Origin of the sequence: Microbacterium sp. NPDC089186, from assembly GCF_040685115.1 — a bacterium.
Classification (GTDB): Bacteria; Actinomycetota; Actinomycetes; order Actinomycetales; family Microbacteriaceae; genus Microbacterium; species Microbacterium galbum.
The window spans coordinates 236,740-251,149 of sequence record NZ_JBFBHJ010000001.1 but is presented as its reverse complement, the minus strand read 5'-3'; the positions used below and the strand labels follow the sequence as shown (position 1 = coordinate 251,149).

11 protein-coding genes are annotated in these 14,410 nt (G+C 70.1%); all 11 read left to right on the top strand.

What is annotated here, in order from left to right:
* The first annotated feature begins 17 nt into the window (after positions 1 to 17).
* On the top strand, positions 18 to 983 hold the full coding sequence (locus tag AB0N82_RS01280; protein WP_315993654.1) for a MoxR family ATPase: 966 nt from the start codon (positions 18 to 20) through the stop codon (positions 981 to 983).
* Positions 984 to 1,022: 39 nt separating this feature from the next.
* The gene (locus AB0N82_RS01275) at positions 1,023 to 2,399 is read left to right on the top strand and encodes a DUF58 domain-containing protein (RefSeq protein WP_363387165.1); all 1,377 of its coding nucleotides are present in this window, start codon (positions 1,023 to 1,025) and stop codon (positions 2,397 to 2,399) included.
* Positions 2,396 to 4,963: a transglutaminaseTgpA domain-containing protein gene (locus AB0N82_RS01270; protein WP_363387162.1), complete on the top strand. Its 2,568-nt coding sequence runs from the start codon at positions 2,396 to 2,398 to the stop codon at positions 4,961 to 4,963. Before AB0N82_RS01275 ends, AB0N82_RS01270 begins: the two co-directional genes overlap by 4 nt.
* A complete protein-coding gene (locus AB0N82_RS01265; RefSeq protein ID WP_363387159.1) occupies positions 4,960 to 6,642 on the top strand; it encodes a DUF5684 domain-containing protein in 1,683 nt (560 codons plus the stop codon). The genes AB0N82_RS01270 and AB0N82_RS01265 overlap by 4 nt, the downstream gene beginning before the upstream one ends.
* Entirely contained in the window at positions 6,639 to 7,502 is an 864-nt protein-coding gene (locus tag AB0N82_RS01260) for a hypothetical protein (protein ID WP_363387156.1), read from the top strand. The genes AB0N82_RS01265 and AB0N82_RS01260 overlap by 4 nt, the downstream gene beginning before the upstream one ends.
* 352 nt (positions 7,503 to 7,854) lie before the next feature.
* The gene (rpsL, locus tag AB0N82_RS01255; protein WP_013584051.1) at positions 7,855 to 8,223 is read left to right on the top strand and encodes a 30S ribosomal protein S12; all 369 of its coding nucleotides are present in this window, start codon (positions 7,855 to 7,857) and stop codon (positions 8,221 to 8,223) included.
* A 5-nt stretch (positions 8,224 to 8,228) separates the two neighbouring features.
* On the top strand, positions 8,229 to 8,699 hold the full coding sequence (gene rpsG / locus AB0N82_RS01250) for a 30S ribosomal protein S7 (protein ID WP_013584050.1): 471 nt from the start codon (positions 8,229 to 8,231) through the stop codon (positions 8,697 to 8,699).
* Between the two features lie 87 nt (positions 8,700 to 8,786).
* Entirely contained in the window at positions 8,787 to 10,901 is a 2,115-nt protein-coding gene (gene fusA / locus AB0N82_RS01245; RefSeq protein ID WP_076673646.1) for an elongation factor G, read from the top strand.
* Between the two features lie 161 nt (positions 10,902 to 11,062).
* Complete coding sequence (gene tuf, locus AB0N82_RS01240) at positions 11,063 to 12,256, top strand: elongation factor Tu (RefSeq protein WP_076673648.1); 1,194 nt, start codon at positions 11,063 to 11,065, stop codon at positions 12,254 to 12,256.
* Between the two features lie 251 nt (positions 12,257 to 12,507).
* The gene (locus AB0N82_RS01235) at positions 12,508 to 13,173 is read left to right on the top strand and encodes a hypothetical protein (RefSeq protein ID WP_363387151.1); all 666 of its coding nucleotides are present in this window, start codon (positions 12,508 to 12,510) and stop codon (positions 13,171 to 13,173) included.
* Positions 13,174 to 13,454: 281 nt separating this feature from the next.
* Positions 13,455 to 14,336, top strand: a complete 882-nt coding sequence (locus AB0N82_RS01230; RefSeq protein WP_363387148.1) for a helix-turn-helix transcriptional regulator — start codon at positions 13,455 to 13,457, stop codon at positions 14,334 to 14,336.
* Positions 14,337 to 14,410 lie beyond the last annotated feature (74 nt).

Genomic DNA, 14,410 nt, shown 5'->3' with positions numbered 1-14,410 from the left:
AGGAAGAACGCACCGACATGACGATCACCCAGGAGCAGGCCACCTGGTTCTCCCAGACCTTCTCGCAGATCGCCGACAACGTCGAGCGTGCGGTGCTCGGCAAGCGCCACGTCGTCGAGCTCGTGCTGACCGCGATGCTGAGCGACGGGCACGTGCTGCTCGAAGACGTCCCCGGCACCGGCAAGACCTCGCTCGCCCGCGCCGTCGCGCAGTCGGTGCAGGGGACGAACACCCGCATCCAGTTCACGCCCGACCTGCTCCCCGGTGACATCACGGGCATCACCGTCTACGACCAGAAGAGCGGCGCGTTCGAGTTCCACAGCGGGCCCATCTTCGCCAACATCGTGCTCGCCGACGAGATCAACCGCGCGAGCCCGAAGACGCAGTCGGCCCTGCTCGAGGTGATGGAGGAGGGCAAGGTCACCATCGACGGCGTCTCGCGCGAGGTGGGCGTGCCCTTCCTCGTGCTCGCCACGCAGAACCCCGTCGAGCAGGCCGGCACCTATCGCCTGCCCGAGGCCCAGCTCGACCGCTTCCTGCTGCGCACGTCCCTCGGCTACCCCGACCACGCGGCGACCGTGCGCATCCTCGACGGCGCCCCCGTCGCCACCGCCGACCTGCGCCCGATCATCACCCCCCAGGCGCTGGTGGGCATGGCCGATCTCGCGGCATCCGTCTACGTCGACGCGCTCGTCCTCGACTACATCGCCCGACTCGTGGATGCCACCCGCACGGCCGACGAGGTCCGCCTGGGCGTCAGCATCCGCGGCGCGCTCGCCCTTACGCGCGCCACGCGCGCGCGGGCCGCGTCGCAGGGCCGCACCTATGCGACGCCCGACGATGTGAAGGCGCTCGCCGTGCCCGTGCTCTCGCACCGGCTCATCCTGCACCCCGAGGCGGAGTTCGACGGGGTCACGCAGGAGGCCGTGGTCGGCCAGGTCCTGCTCGACACGCTCCCGCCGACGCAGCGCGAGAGCGCGTGACGCCCGTGCGCCGTGTCCGCACGGATCGAGGGGTGAGCCATGCCTGATCCGAACGTCACCGAGTCGCGGCTCACGCGCACCTCGGCCGCGACCATGGCCACGGGCTCGCGCACGTCGATCACCTCGACCGCCACCCGCCGGCAGCGCCGTATCGTGCGCGCCGTGGTGCAGGTCGCCGAGACATGGCGCGTCATCACCGAGGCGGTGGCCGCGGCCCTGTCGTGGGCGGGGCGCACCGTCCGTCCCGCCGGCGCCGTCGTCGCGATCGCGGCCACAGTGGGCCTCGCGCTCGGCGTCGTCTTCGGCTGGGTCGAGTGGATGGTGGCGGGCTCGGCGGCGCTGCTGCTGCTGCTCATGAGCGTCCCGTTCCTCTTCGGCGCACGCGCCTACGACGTCGATCTGGCTCTCGAGCACGAGCGCGTCACCGCCGGGAACGGCGTCACGGGCGAGATCGTCGTCCGCAACGACAGCTCGCGGCCGGCGCTGCCGGGGCGTCTCGACATCCCCGTCGGTCGCGGTCTCGTCGAATTCGGGGTGCCGTTCCTGCGGCCGGGGCACAGCAGCACCGAGCCTCTCGAGATCCCGCCGCTGCCGCGCGGTGTCGTGCGCGTCGGGCCGGTGACCACCGTGCGCAGCGACCCGGTGGGACTGCTGCGACGCGAGCACGCCTTCGACGACGTCCACGACCTCTTCGTCCATCCGCGCACGGTCGGCCTGCCGTCCACGAGCGCCGGACTCGTCCGCGACCTCGAGGGCAACGCGACCCGGCGTCTCGTCGACGCGGACATGTCGTTCCACGCCATCCGCGAGTACGCTCCCGGCGACTCGCAGCGCCAGGTGCACTGGAAGTCCACGGCCAAGACCGGGCGCCTGATGGTACGCCAGTACGAGGAGTCGCGCCGCTCGCGGATGGCGGTCGTGCTCGCCGCCGCGACCCAGGAGTACGCGGATGCCGACGAGTACGAGCTCGCCGTCTCGGCCGCCGCCTCGTTGGGTCTGCGTGCCGTGCGCGATGCGCGCGACATCGACATCGTCACGGGCTCGGAGATCCCCCGCGTGGTGAAGGGCCGGCTCCGGGCGATCCGTCACATCCCGGTGGTCTCCCCGCGGGCGATGCTGGACGGGTTCAGCGCCATCCAGCGCCACGAGAACACCATGCCCGTCGAAGACGTCTGCCGGCTGGCATCCGAGGCGAACGAGCGCCTGTCGATCGCGTTCCTCGTCACCGGCTCCCTCGTGCCCCTCGCCCGCCTGCGGCAGGCGGCTCTCGCGTTCCCCGCCGACACCGCGGTCGCCGCGGTCATCTGCGACGAACGCGCGCACCCGCGGATGCAGAGCGTGGCGGGCCTCACCGTGCTCACCATCGGCACCCTCGACGACCTCTCCGGTCTTCTCGTGCGGGGAGCCACCTCGTGAGCGGCTCGCGCGACCGCGTGCCCCGGCGTCGCCGTGAGGCGTCGTCGGCGCCGCGGTGGACCGCCGCCGCGCTGTACACCGCGGTGTCCGCGGCGCTCGCCGCGGTGGCGGCATGGCCCATCTACGCGGCCGTGTCGTTCCTCGTTCTCGTCGTCGCGGCATCCCTCGCCGGGGCGGCCGTGGTGACGCTCGTCGCGTGGCGGCGCGGGAGCGGATGGGCTCTCGCCGGGGCGGCCGTGGTGACGCTCGTCGCGTGGCGGCGCGGGAGCGGATGGGCTCTCGCCGCCGGGCTCGTCGCCGCCTTCACGCTCCTGGCCGTCCCTCTCGCCGTGCCGTCGCGCCTGACGTCGCCGCTGGACGTGCTGCACGGGCTCGGCGAGTCCTATGCCGGCGTGGTCGTCGCCTGGAAAGACCTGGTCACCGTCGACCTGCCGGTCGGTGCGTACCGCAACCTCCTGATCCCCGCCCTCGTGGTCTTCCTCGTCGGCACCGCGCTCGCCCTCGCGCTCGCGGGGCGCACCGACCGATGGGCGGCCATCGCGGTCGTCCCCGGTCTCGGGATGAGCGGTTTCGGCCTGTTCTTCGGCCGCACGGCGACGAGCGCGCCGCTCACGATCGGACCCGTCGTCCTCGCCGCTCCCGTGGAGACGGTGGTGGGCCTGGCGGCGCTGCTGTCGGCCGTGCTGTGGCTGGCCTGGCGCGCCCACGACGAGCGTGCCCGCGCGCTCCGCCGCGCGAGCGAGGTCTCCGCCGCGCAGGTGGCCCCGGGGCGCTCCCGCACCGACCGCCGACGCGCCGCGCTCGGGGTGGCGATGGTCGCCCTCGCCGCGGTCGTCACGGTCGCCGTCGTGCCGTGGATGTCGCGGGGAGCGGAGCGGGAGGTCCTCCGTTCCGCTGCCGGACCGCAGGAGCAGATCGCCGAGGCCGTGAGTCCCCTCGCGCAGTACCGCGCCATGTTCTCGGACGCCCGGGCCGACGAGGTGCTGTTCCGCGTGAGCGGCGAGGGGGCGCTGCCCGAGCGCATCCGTCTGGCCACTCTCGATGCCTACGACGGAGAGATCTTCCGCGCCTCGGGCGAGGAGGGAGCGGGCTTCGTCCGCCTACCTTCGACCCGCGACGCCGGCGACGGTCGCACGATCGCAGCCGAGGTGGAGATCGTCGATCTCGACGGGATCTGGATGCCGACCGCCGGCCGTCTCGCCTCGGCGACGTTCGAGGGCGATCGGCGCGGCGCTCTGGCCGACCGCTTCTACTACAGTGCTTCCGCCGAAGCGGGGGTGCAGACCTCCGATGGAGGCCTGCGCGTGGGGGACCGCTACGAGCTCTCGGGTGTGGAGCCCGCCCCCGTCGACCTCGCGTCCGTGACACCTCCGGGAGCGCCGCAGGGGGTGTCGGGCGGAGACAACCTGAAGAGGTGGGTCGAGGAGCACGCGACAGGCTCCGACGGCGCAGCCCTGCAGGCCCTCGTCCAGCTGCTCCGGGAGCGCGGTTATCTCAGCCACAGCCTGGCCGCGCCGGGCACCGCCGCTCCCGCGTGGACCGCCGACCTCCCCGGCTATCAGCTGCAGCCGAGCGCCTCGGGTCACTCCCTCGCGCGCATCGACCGCATGTTCGAGCGTCTCCTCGATCGCGAGGACGACCCGCGTGCGGAGGCGACCGGCAACTACGTCGCCGCCGTCGGCGACGACGAGCAGTTCGCGGTCGCGACGGCGCTCATCGCCCGCGAACTGGGCTTCCCCGCCCGCGTCGTCGTCGGCACGCGGTTGGAGACCGCCGACCCGACCCTGTCGGCGTGCGACGCGGGGGAGTGCCGACCGCGCGACCTCACCGCGTGGACGGAGGTCCAGGGCGCCGACGGTCGGTGGGCGGCCGTCGACGTCACCCCGCAGTGGGAGCAGTCGCCGAGCCTTGAGGTCACCCAGCAGCAGGACCCCGAGAACGTCACCGAGGTGCGTCCCGACACCGTCGAAGAGGTCGTCCCGCCCGAGCCCGTGCAGGAGGACGACTCCCGCGACGATGACTCCCGCACCGACGAGGGCATCGATCTCGCGTGGCTCTGGCCGCTGCTGCGCACCGCGGGCATCGCCGTGCTCGTCGTGCTGGTGCTGTTCGGGCCGTTCCTGGCCGTGCTCATCGCCAAGGCGCTGCGCCGCCGCGGCCGTCGACGCGACCCCGATCCGAGGGGAGCGATCGCCGGCGGGTGGGACGAGTACGTCGACGCCGGACTCGACGCGGGGCGTTCCGTGCCGCGTGCATCGACCCGTCGCGAGGTCGCTGACGCGTTCGCGACGCCCTCCGGCATCCGCCTGGCCGCTGATGCCGATCGCGCCGTGTTCGCCGCCGACCGGATCACCCCCGACGAGGTCACCGCCTTCTGGCGCATCGTCGACGACGAACGTCGCGTCCTCACCCGTCAGCGCGGCTTCTGGCGCCGAGTGCGCGCGGCCGTATCGTTGAGATCGTTCCTGCGGTTCCTCGCCCCCCGGCCTTCTCGGCGGGGGTCGCCGCATCGCGACGAGAGGGGGAAGCGTTCCGCCACGGCGGCGGGGCGCGACACGACATGACCGATTCGACGACGCTGGTCCTGGGAGCGAGCTCGCTCGCCCTGGTCGTGGTGCTGTACGTCTGGCTCGCCCTCGCCCTGGCCGCGATGTTCCGCAAGATTGGCGAGCCGGTCTGGAAGGCGTGGGTGCCGGTGGTCAACGTCGCCACCGTGCTGAAGCTCGGCGGGTTCTCGCCGTGGCTCGTGCTGATCAACCTCGTGCCCCTCTTCGGCTTCATCGCCTTCTACGTGGTCCTCGTCGTGGCGGTCCACCGCATCACCGTCGGATTCGGCGCGGGCGGCGGCCTCACCGTGCTGGGCGCCGTCTTCCTCGTCGTCTGGGCCAGCGTCCTCGGCTTCGGCTCCGCACGGTGGGAGGGCGACGCCGCCCGCGGTGCCGACGAGGACTCCGCACCCGTTCGCCGCGGACGCGACTTCCAGGGCCCGTACGTCCCGCTGATCGGCGGGTGGACGCCCGAGGCCGAGCCCGCCCCGGACGACCGCCCCGCAGCCGACCGCCCCGCAGCCGACCGCTTCGTCGACGCGGCGCCGCCGGTGTCGGAGCCCGTCGTGCAGCCCTTCGCCGCCCCCGCCGGTTCGTTGGCCGATGCGGTCCCGTCCCCGAGCGACTGGGCCCCGCCGACCGATCTCGCGCCGGCCCGTCTCGACGGACACCGCTCGACGGACCGGTCCGTTCCCGCCGCATCCGGATCGGTCTTCGAGGTGCTCGACGCGCTGCGCGACGGCGCGCCCGCGGGGGCCGACGGGGCCGCGCCGCGAGATCGGGCCGATCAGCAGGCCGGGCGCGCCGACGTCGACAAGAAGCCGGATGCCGAGCAGTCCCCGGCGGGGTGGGTCCCGCGTTTCGCCGAGCCGCCGGCTGAGCCCGATGCCGACGCCCTCGCGACCCGCGCGCTGCTGCTGCCCGGAGCTCCCACCCGTGGCGCGTCACCGGCCGCGCGGCGCACGAGTGATCCCACCGATGTCGAGTCGGCCTCCCCCTCGGCGGCATCGGCGTCCCCCTCGGCGGATGCGGCACCCGACCATCCCGTCGACGACGGCCCGTCGCCGTGGGCTGCTCCCGCGCGCCGCGAGGCGGAGGAGCTGGACGAGGCGCCCGCGATCATCCCGGAGGCACCGCTCACGCGGCCCGCGCCGACGCCGGTTTCCGCTCCCCGCGTCTCCCGGACCCCCGCCGACGAGTTCCCCGAGCTCTCCGAAGCGGTCTCGGCCGTACCCGACGCCCCCGACGCGGGCGCTCCGCGCTCGGCCCGCACGTCGGTGTCGGCGTTGTACACGCGCCCGGAGGTCCCGTCGGACGACGACTTCGACGCTCTCGACCGCACGGTCGTGGCGCGGCGCAAGCGCATCCCATGGGCGCTGATCGCCCCCAACGGCGAGACGGTCGATCTGACGTCGTCGGTCGTCATCCTCGGCCGTCGTCCCGGCCCGGATGCCGCGCACCCCGACGCTCAGCTCGTCCCGATCGTCGACGAGACGCGGACGGTCTCGAAGACGCACGCGCGCCTCGAGCTGCGCGGCGACACCTGGTACGTCACCGACCTGGAGTCGACGAACGGCGTGCTGTTCGCCACGCTCATGGGCACCGAGGTGGAAGCTCCCCCCGGCGAGGAGATCGAGGCGGGCGAACGGTTCTTCCTCGGCGACGCGGAGGTGCGCCTCACGCGGAGGAACGTGTGAGCGGCCCGTTCGACCGAGCCGACGATCCCGACGAGGTCACGCTGTGGGCGGGCCGACTGCGGCCCTGGCCGGCGAATCCGCCGGCCGCGGCCGACGGCGGCTCACCCGCGGCCGCCGACGCAGACGACCCCGACGACGCCACCGTGCGGTCCCACGCTGACGACCTCGACGACGCCACCGTGCGCTCCGACGTGCGGGAGCCGGACGACGCGACGGTGATCGCTCGTCGTGCGGATGCCGTTGCGGAGCCGGACGACGCGACGGTTATCGCCCGGCGCGTCGACACCGCAGCGGACGCCGACGATCGCACCGTGGTCGCGCGGCCCGCCGCTCCGGAGGCGGAGCTCGAGGACGCGACCGTGCGTCGTGCCCCGGTGCAGGAGCGCACGGCGCGCAGCCCGGAACTTCTCCCCGCCGACGACACCCAGCCGGGGCTCCGTGCCCGGCGCTCGTCCGCGCCCGCCGTCGACGAGCCACCCGACGACAGCACTCGACCGCGTCGCGCGCCCGACGGAGTCGACGACACCCAGGCGGGTACGCGCCGCGCGCGTCGTGCCGATGCGGCCGATGCCTCCGCGAGCCGACGGTCGGCGGACGCGGGACCGCAGGCCGTCGACGGGGCGGTGCGTGAGGCGCGCGTGCCCGCCGCCCTGGGGCGCGAGATCTACGATCCGCGGGTCGATGCGCCGATCCGGGTGGCGCGTTCCGTGCCGCCTGCGCGGTCCGGGCTCCGCGACCATCCCGCCCTCGTGCGGCCGCGGCCGGCTCGACGGGGCGCCTGGCGAGCACTGCTGATCGGTACCGCGGTGGTCCTGCTGCTGGCCGCCGGCGCGGCGGCGGCGGTGCTGCTCCTGGGCTGAGCGGGCGGCATCCTGACCGTCGGCTGGGGGAGACGCGTGCACGTTTGCCCGTCCTCCGGGGAACGCGTATCATTGAGCGGGTGTGCGTTCACGCGCGCCGTGCGTCGTGCCTTCGGGTAGGTCGTGCGGATCAACGCTCGCACCATCTCAGGGACTGGCCTGCGAACAGGTCACCCCCACGGCATATCCACCACAACCGCGTCCGATCATTCTGACGCGCGGTGGATCACACGTGAGCCCGACACGTCACGAATCGCAAGATGAGCGACATGACGGGGGAGACACGACCGCTGTCACCGTGCAGCACCCCGGGCGGCCCGAGAGGAACCGCCCGGCCAATCAAGGAGAGAACGTGCCAACCATTCAGCAGTTGGTTCGCAAGGGCCGCTCGCCGAAGGTCTCGAAGACCAAGGCTCCCGCGCTGAAGTCGAACCCCCAGCAGGCCGGCGTGTGCACCCGCGTGTACACGACGACCCCCAAGAAGCCGAACTCGGCCATGCGCAAGGTCGCCCGCGTCAAGCTGCGCAACGGCACCGAGGTCACCGCGTACATCCCCGGTGAGGGTCACAACCTCCAGGAGCACTCGCTCGTGCTCGTCCGTGGTGGTCGTGTGAAGGACCTCCCCGGTGTCCGCTACAAGATCGTCCGCGGTGCGCTCGACACCCAGGCTGTCAAGAACCGTAAGCAGGCTCGTAGCCGCTACGGCGCGAAGAAGGGCTGAGAACCATGCCTCGTAAGGGTCCCGCCCCGAAGCGTCCCGTCGTCAACGACCCGGTGTACGGCGCCCCCGTCGTCACCCAGCTGGTCAACAAGATCCTCGTCGACGGCAAGAAGTCCATCGCCGAGTCGATCGTCTACGACGCCCTCAAGGGTGTCGAGGCGAAGAACAGCCAGGACGCCGTCGCCACGCTGAAGAAGGCGCTCGACAACGTCCGTCCCACCCTCGAGGTCAAGAGCCGCCGCGTCGGTGGCTCGACCTACCAGGTTCCCGTCGAGGTCAAGCCGCACCGCGCCAACACGCTCGCGCTGCGCTGGCTCGTGAGCTACGCGAAGGGTCGTCGTGAGAAAACGATGACCGAGCGTCTGCAGAACGAGATCCTCGACGCCTCGAACGGCCTCGGTGCCGCGGTCAAGCGCCGCGAAGACACCCACAAGATGGCCGAGTCGAACCGCGCCTTCGCGCACTACCGCTGGTAAAACCCGCGGAGGGTCCGTGATCGAACCCCGGTCACGGACCCTCCGATGGGCCCGGCATCAACCTCCCAACAGGTAAGGAAGACACCCGTGGCACAAGACGTGCTCACCGACCTCCACAAGGTCCGCAACATCGGCATCATGGCGCACATCGATGCCGGCAAGACGACGACGACCGAGCGCATCCTGTTCTACACGGGCGTCAACCACAAGATCGGCGAGACGCACGACGGTGCGGCCACGACCGACTGGATGGAGCAGGAGCAGGAGCGTGGCATCACGATCACCTCCGCTGCTGTGACGTGCTTCTGGGAAAAGAACCAGATCAACATCATCGACACCCCCGGTCACGTCGACTTCACCGTCGAGGTGGAGCGTTCGCTCCGCGTGCTCGACGGTGCCGTCGCCGTCTTCGACGGCAAGGAGGGCGTCGAGCCCCAGTCCGAGACCGTGTGGCGTCAGGCCGACAAGTACGACGTCCCCCGCATCTGCTTCGTCAACAAGATGGACAAGCTGGGCGCCGACTTCTACTTCACGGTCGACACCATCGTCAACCGCCTGAAGGCCAAGCCCCTGGTGCTCCAGATCCCGATCGGTGCCGAGAACGACTTCGTCGGCGTCGTCGACCTGGTCTACATGCGTGCCCTGGTCTGGCCCGGCGACGCCAAGGGTGATGTCACCATGGGCGCCAAGTACGAGATCCAGGAGATCCCGGCCGACCTCGTCGAGAAGGCGCAGGAGTACCGCGAGAAGCTCCTCGAGACCGTCGCCGAGTCCGACGACGCCCTGCTCGAGAAGTACTTCGGTGGCGAAGAGCTCACCCACGAGGAGATCAAGGGCGCCATCCGCAAGATGACGATCGCCAGCGAGGTCTACCCCGTGTTGTGCGGTTCGGCGTTCAAGAACCGCGGCGTGCAGCCCATGCTCGACGCCGTGGTCGACTACCTCCCCTCGCCCCTGGACGTGCCCGCCATCGAGGCGCACGACCCCAAGGACGAAGAGGTCGTCATCGAGCGTCACGCCGACCGCGAGGAGCCCTTCGCGGCGCTCGCGTTCAAGATCGTGACGCACCCGTTCTTCGGTCGCCTCACCTACATCCGCGTGTACTCGGGTCACCTCGACTCCGGTGCCCAGGTCGTCAACGCGACCAAGGGCAAGAAGGAGCGCATCGGGAAGATCTTCCAGATGCACGCCAACAAGGAGATGCCGGTCGACTCCGTCACCGCCGGTCACATCTACGCGGTCATTGGTCTGAAGGACACCACCACCGGTGACACCCTCTGCGACCCGCAGAACCAGGTCGTCCTCGAGTCGATGACGTTCCCGGAGCCGGTCATCGAGGTCGCCATCGAGCCCAAGACCAAGGCCGACCAGGAGAAGCTGGGTGTCGCCATCCAGAAGCTCGCCGAAGAAGACCCGACGTTCCGCGTCGAGCAGAACGCCGAGACCGGTCAGACCGTCATCAAGGGCATGGGCGAGCTCCACCTCGACATCCTGGTCGACCGCATGAAGCGCGAGTTCAAGGTCGAGGCCAACGTCGGAAAGCCCCAGGTGGCGTACCGCGAGACCATCCGCAAGGCGGTCGAGCGTCACGACTACACCCACAAGAAGCAGACCGGTGGTTCGGGTCAGTTCGCGAAGATCCAGTTCGCGATCGAGCCCCTCGAGGTCACGGCCGACAAGACCTACGAGTTCGAGAACAAGGTCACCGGTGGTCGTATCCCGCGCGAGTACATCTCGCCGACCGACCAGGGCTTCCAGGACGCCATGAACGTCGGCGTGCTCGCCGGCTACCCCATGGTGGGTGTCAAGGCGATCCTCCTCGACGGTGCTTCGCACGACGTCGACTCGTCGGAAATGGCGTTCAAGATCGCCGGCTCGATGGGCTTCAAGGAGGCCGTCCGCAAGGCGAACCCCACCATCCTCGAGCCGATCATGGCCGTCGAGGTGCGTACTCCCGAGGAGTACATGGGCGACGTCATCGGCGACCTGAACTCGCGTCGCGGCCAGATCCAGTCGATGGAAGACGCCGCCGGCGTCAAGGTCGTCCGGGCCAACGTGCCGCTGTCCGAGATGTTCGGCTACATCGGTGACCTGCGCTCGAAGACCTCGGGCCGTGCCGTCTACTCGATGGAGTTCGACAGCTACGCCGACGTCCCGAAGGCCGTGGCCGACGAGATCGTCCAGAAGAACAAGGGCGAGTAACACCGCTCTCACGGATGCCGGGAATCCCGGGTTCTGCTCGGGTTCCCGGCATCCGCACAAACTGAATACCGACTCTCTAGTAATCTGAGAACCATCCCCGCGAAGAATCGGTCGCAATCCAGCGCCCGAGACCTCGCAACCAACGTCCTGAGGAGGACCCAGTGGCTAAGGCCAAGTTCGAGCGGACCAAGCCGCACGTGAACATCGGAACGATCGGTCACGTCGACCACGGCAAGACCACGCTCACCGCTGCCATCTCGAAGGTGCTCGCCGACAAGTTCCCGTCGGCCACCAACGTTCAGCGTGACTTCGCGTCGATCGACTCCGCGCCCGAAGAGCGTCAGCGCGGTATCACGATCAACATCTCGCACGTCGAGTACGAGACCCCCAAGCGTCACTACGCTCACGTCGACGCCCCCGGTCACGCCGACTACATCAAGAACATGATCACCGGTGCCGCTCAGATGGACGGCGCGATCCTCGTGGTCGCCGCCACCGACGGCCCGATGGCTCAGACCCGCGAGCACGTCCTGCTCGCCAAGCAGGTCGGCGTGCCCTACCTGCTCGTCGCGCTGAACAAGAGCGACATGGTCGACGACGAGGAGATCCTGGAGCTCGTCGAGCTCGAGGTCCGCGAGCTCCTGTCGTCGCAGGACTTCGACGGCGACAACGCCCCCGTCGTGCGCGTCTCGGGCCTGAAGGCTCTCGAGGGTGACGAGCAGTGGGTCAACTCGATCGTCGAGCTCATGGAGGCCGTCGACTCCTCCATCCCCGACCCGGTGCGTGACAAGGACAAGCCCTTCCTCATGCCCATCGAGGACGTCTTCACCATCACCGGTCGTGGAACGGTCGTCACGGGTCGCGCCGAGCGCGGTACCCTCGCGATCAACTCCGAGGTCGAGATCGTCGGCATCCGCCCGACGCAGAAGACCACGGTCACGGGTATCGAGATGTTCCACAAGCAGCTCGACGAGGCCTGGGCCGGCGAGAACTGTGGTCTGCTCCTCCGCGGCACCAAGCGTGACGACGTCGAGCGCGGCCAGGTCGTCGTGAAGCCCGGTTCGGTCACCCCGCACACCAACTTCGAGGGCACGGCGTACATCCTGTCCAAGGAAGAGGGCGGCCGCCACAACCCGTTCTTCACGAACTACCGCCCGCAGTTCTACTTCCGCACCACCGACGTGACCGGCGTCATCACGCTGCCCGAGGGCACCGAGATGGTCATGCCCGGTGACACCACGGAGATGTCGGTCGAGCTCATCCAGCCGATCGCCATGGAAGAGGGCCTCGGCTACGCGATCCGTGAGGGTGGCCGCACCGTCGGTGCCGGTACCGTCACCAAGATCCTCAAGTAAGTCCCCCCAGACTTCACTCGGCACAGGCCGGGCCTTCGGGCCCGGCCTTTGTCATTTCCGGATGCCGTTGACGGCGTCCGTTTCCGACATTCAGGCGCCGTTCGCGGCGCCTGTTTCGCATTTCCGACCGGTCACTTTCGGACCTTTCGCGGCCGTGATGAGACCTTACCGATGTCGACCAGTAGCCCCCTTCGCGACGATCGCGTGGCGGGTTCGACCGGTTCCCGCTTTTTCGCAAAAGGGGAGAATCGATGTTGGAAGAGCTGTCATCGGACACGGCGTCGGGTGCGACGGGTGCGGCGCGGGGGATCGAGCGGCGTACCGTTCTGAAGGGCGCCGCGTGGTCGGTTCCGGTGATCGCGGCCGCTGTCGCGGCTCCTGCGGCCTCCGCGTCGGTGAACAACGCCGCCGTGGCCCTCACGGACGACGTGACGAGCCTGCTGACCCTCAATGTCCTCGACTCGGCGTCTACGGCGACCGCCGCGGTGGCGATCACGGTGCCGACGACGCTCCGGGTCACCAACGGCGCCGGCGCGCTGTCGGGAACCGCGACCGTGACGATCACGGTGCAGCGCCCCGTCGGGATCAACGTCTCCGTCGGACGCGCTCGCGGATTCGGGGTCTATCGGTTCGACAGCACGCTGACGACGCCCGGCCAGCGGACCGCGGTGTACCAGAGCGCGCTCGGATCGCAGTACGGATTCCCGCAGACGTCGTTCACGACGTCGAAGAATTTCAGCGTCGGGTCGAACGGGACCGTCGACATCCCCGTGGTGTGGGGCCTCGCAGGCGTCAGCACGGGCGTCGGGATCAATGCGTTGGCGTCGTTCCCCGTCACCGCGACCATCGTGTTCCCGGGACGCACGCTCGTGGCGTCGTCTTCGATTCTGGTCCCGGTCGGAGCCGGCATCCTCTGACGTCCGCGCCGGATACCGGCGGGCTACGGAGGAGCGCCGGCGGAGGGCCGGCCGACTACCGACGCGACTACTGACTCCGGTACCGATATCCGCGGTCGAGCCGACCGACGCCGGATGCCGGCGGCTACCGTGCGGTGGAGGATCACGGCGCCCCGTCTCCCGAATGTAAGGGGGCGGGGGCGGGGCGCCGTGGTGCGGTCGTGCGCAGTGCTGCTCACACCGTCTATCCGTGCAACCACACCCCCTGACAAGCAACGCTGCGATCGAGGCTGGGGGGTCGGATGAGCAGCATCGCATCGTCGACCCCGGCGGTCGATCCGGGCGCGGATCGTGCCCCGATCCGTGCGCTGTTGCGGGACCACCTGCGGATGTCGCGCATTCCGCATCCGGCCGGTGTCACCTCAGCCGGGCGCGCCGCGATCACGTTGCACGCGGTCGATCACGGTGATCTGTGGCTGTGGTCGGAGGCCGGCGATACCGGCTACATCGGGATCGTCTTCCCCGTGGACGAGGCGCAGGCGACCGTCGAGGGCGACACCCCGCGCGAGGGGGTGGACCGCGCGCCGATCGTCCTCCGCCACGGATTCCCTCTGCGCCTGGTCTGGAGCCGGGGAGCGGCGGCGACGCTGTGGCTTCCGCGGGCCGCGGTGGAGGACCTCGGTCTCGACGTCGATCGCGTCTCGAGTCGGCCGTCCCTCACGACGGCCGCCCTGGCGGCGCGGGCATACGTGACGACGGTCGCGGGAATGCGGCCGTCATTGAGCATGGTCGAAGCGATGGTCATGGAGAGGACGCTCCTCGACATCGCGTTCGCGTTGTTCTTCTCCGCGGGGGAGCGCGAGGTGGTCGCGGCGGCGCGGACCTCGACGTTCAATCGCGTGCGGTTGCTGTTCGAGTCGAGGTTCACCGATCCGCGATTCTCGGTGGCGGCCGCCGCGGCGGAGCTGCACGTGTCGTCGCGACACCTGCATCGCCTCTTCGAGAAACGCGGGACGTCGCCGTCGACGTATCTCCGTTCGCTCCGCGTCGATTTCGCCCGTGCCCTCCTCGAGGTGCGAGCGGATTCGGGAATGACCGTGCAGCGCATTGCGCGGCAGAGCGGATTCGCATCGGAGCGGACAATGCGACGTGCCCTGTCCGAGACGTCGTCCACCTCGGCATGACGTCGGTCGACGCCGACCTTCTCCGGACGCTAAGAATGAGAGTGTGAATGCGCTCGTTCGTGTTCACGGAGACG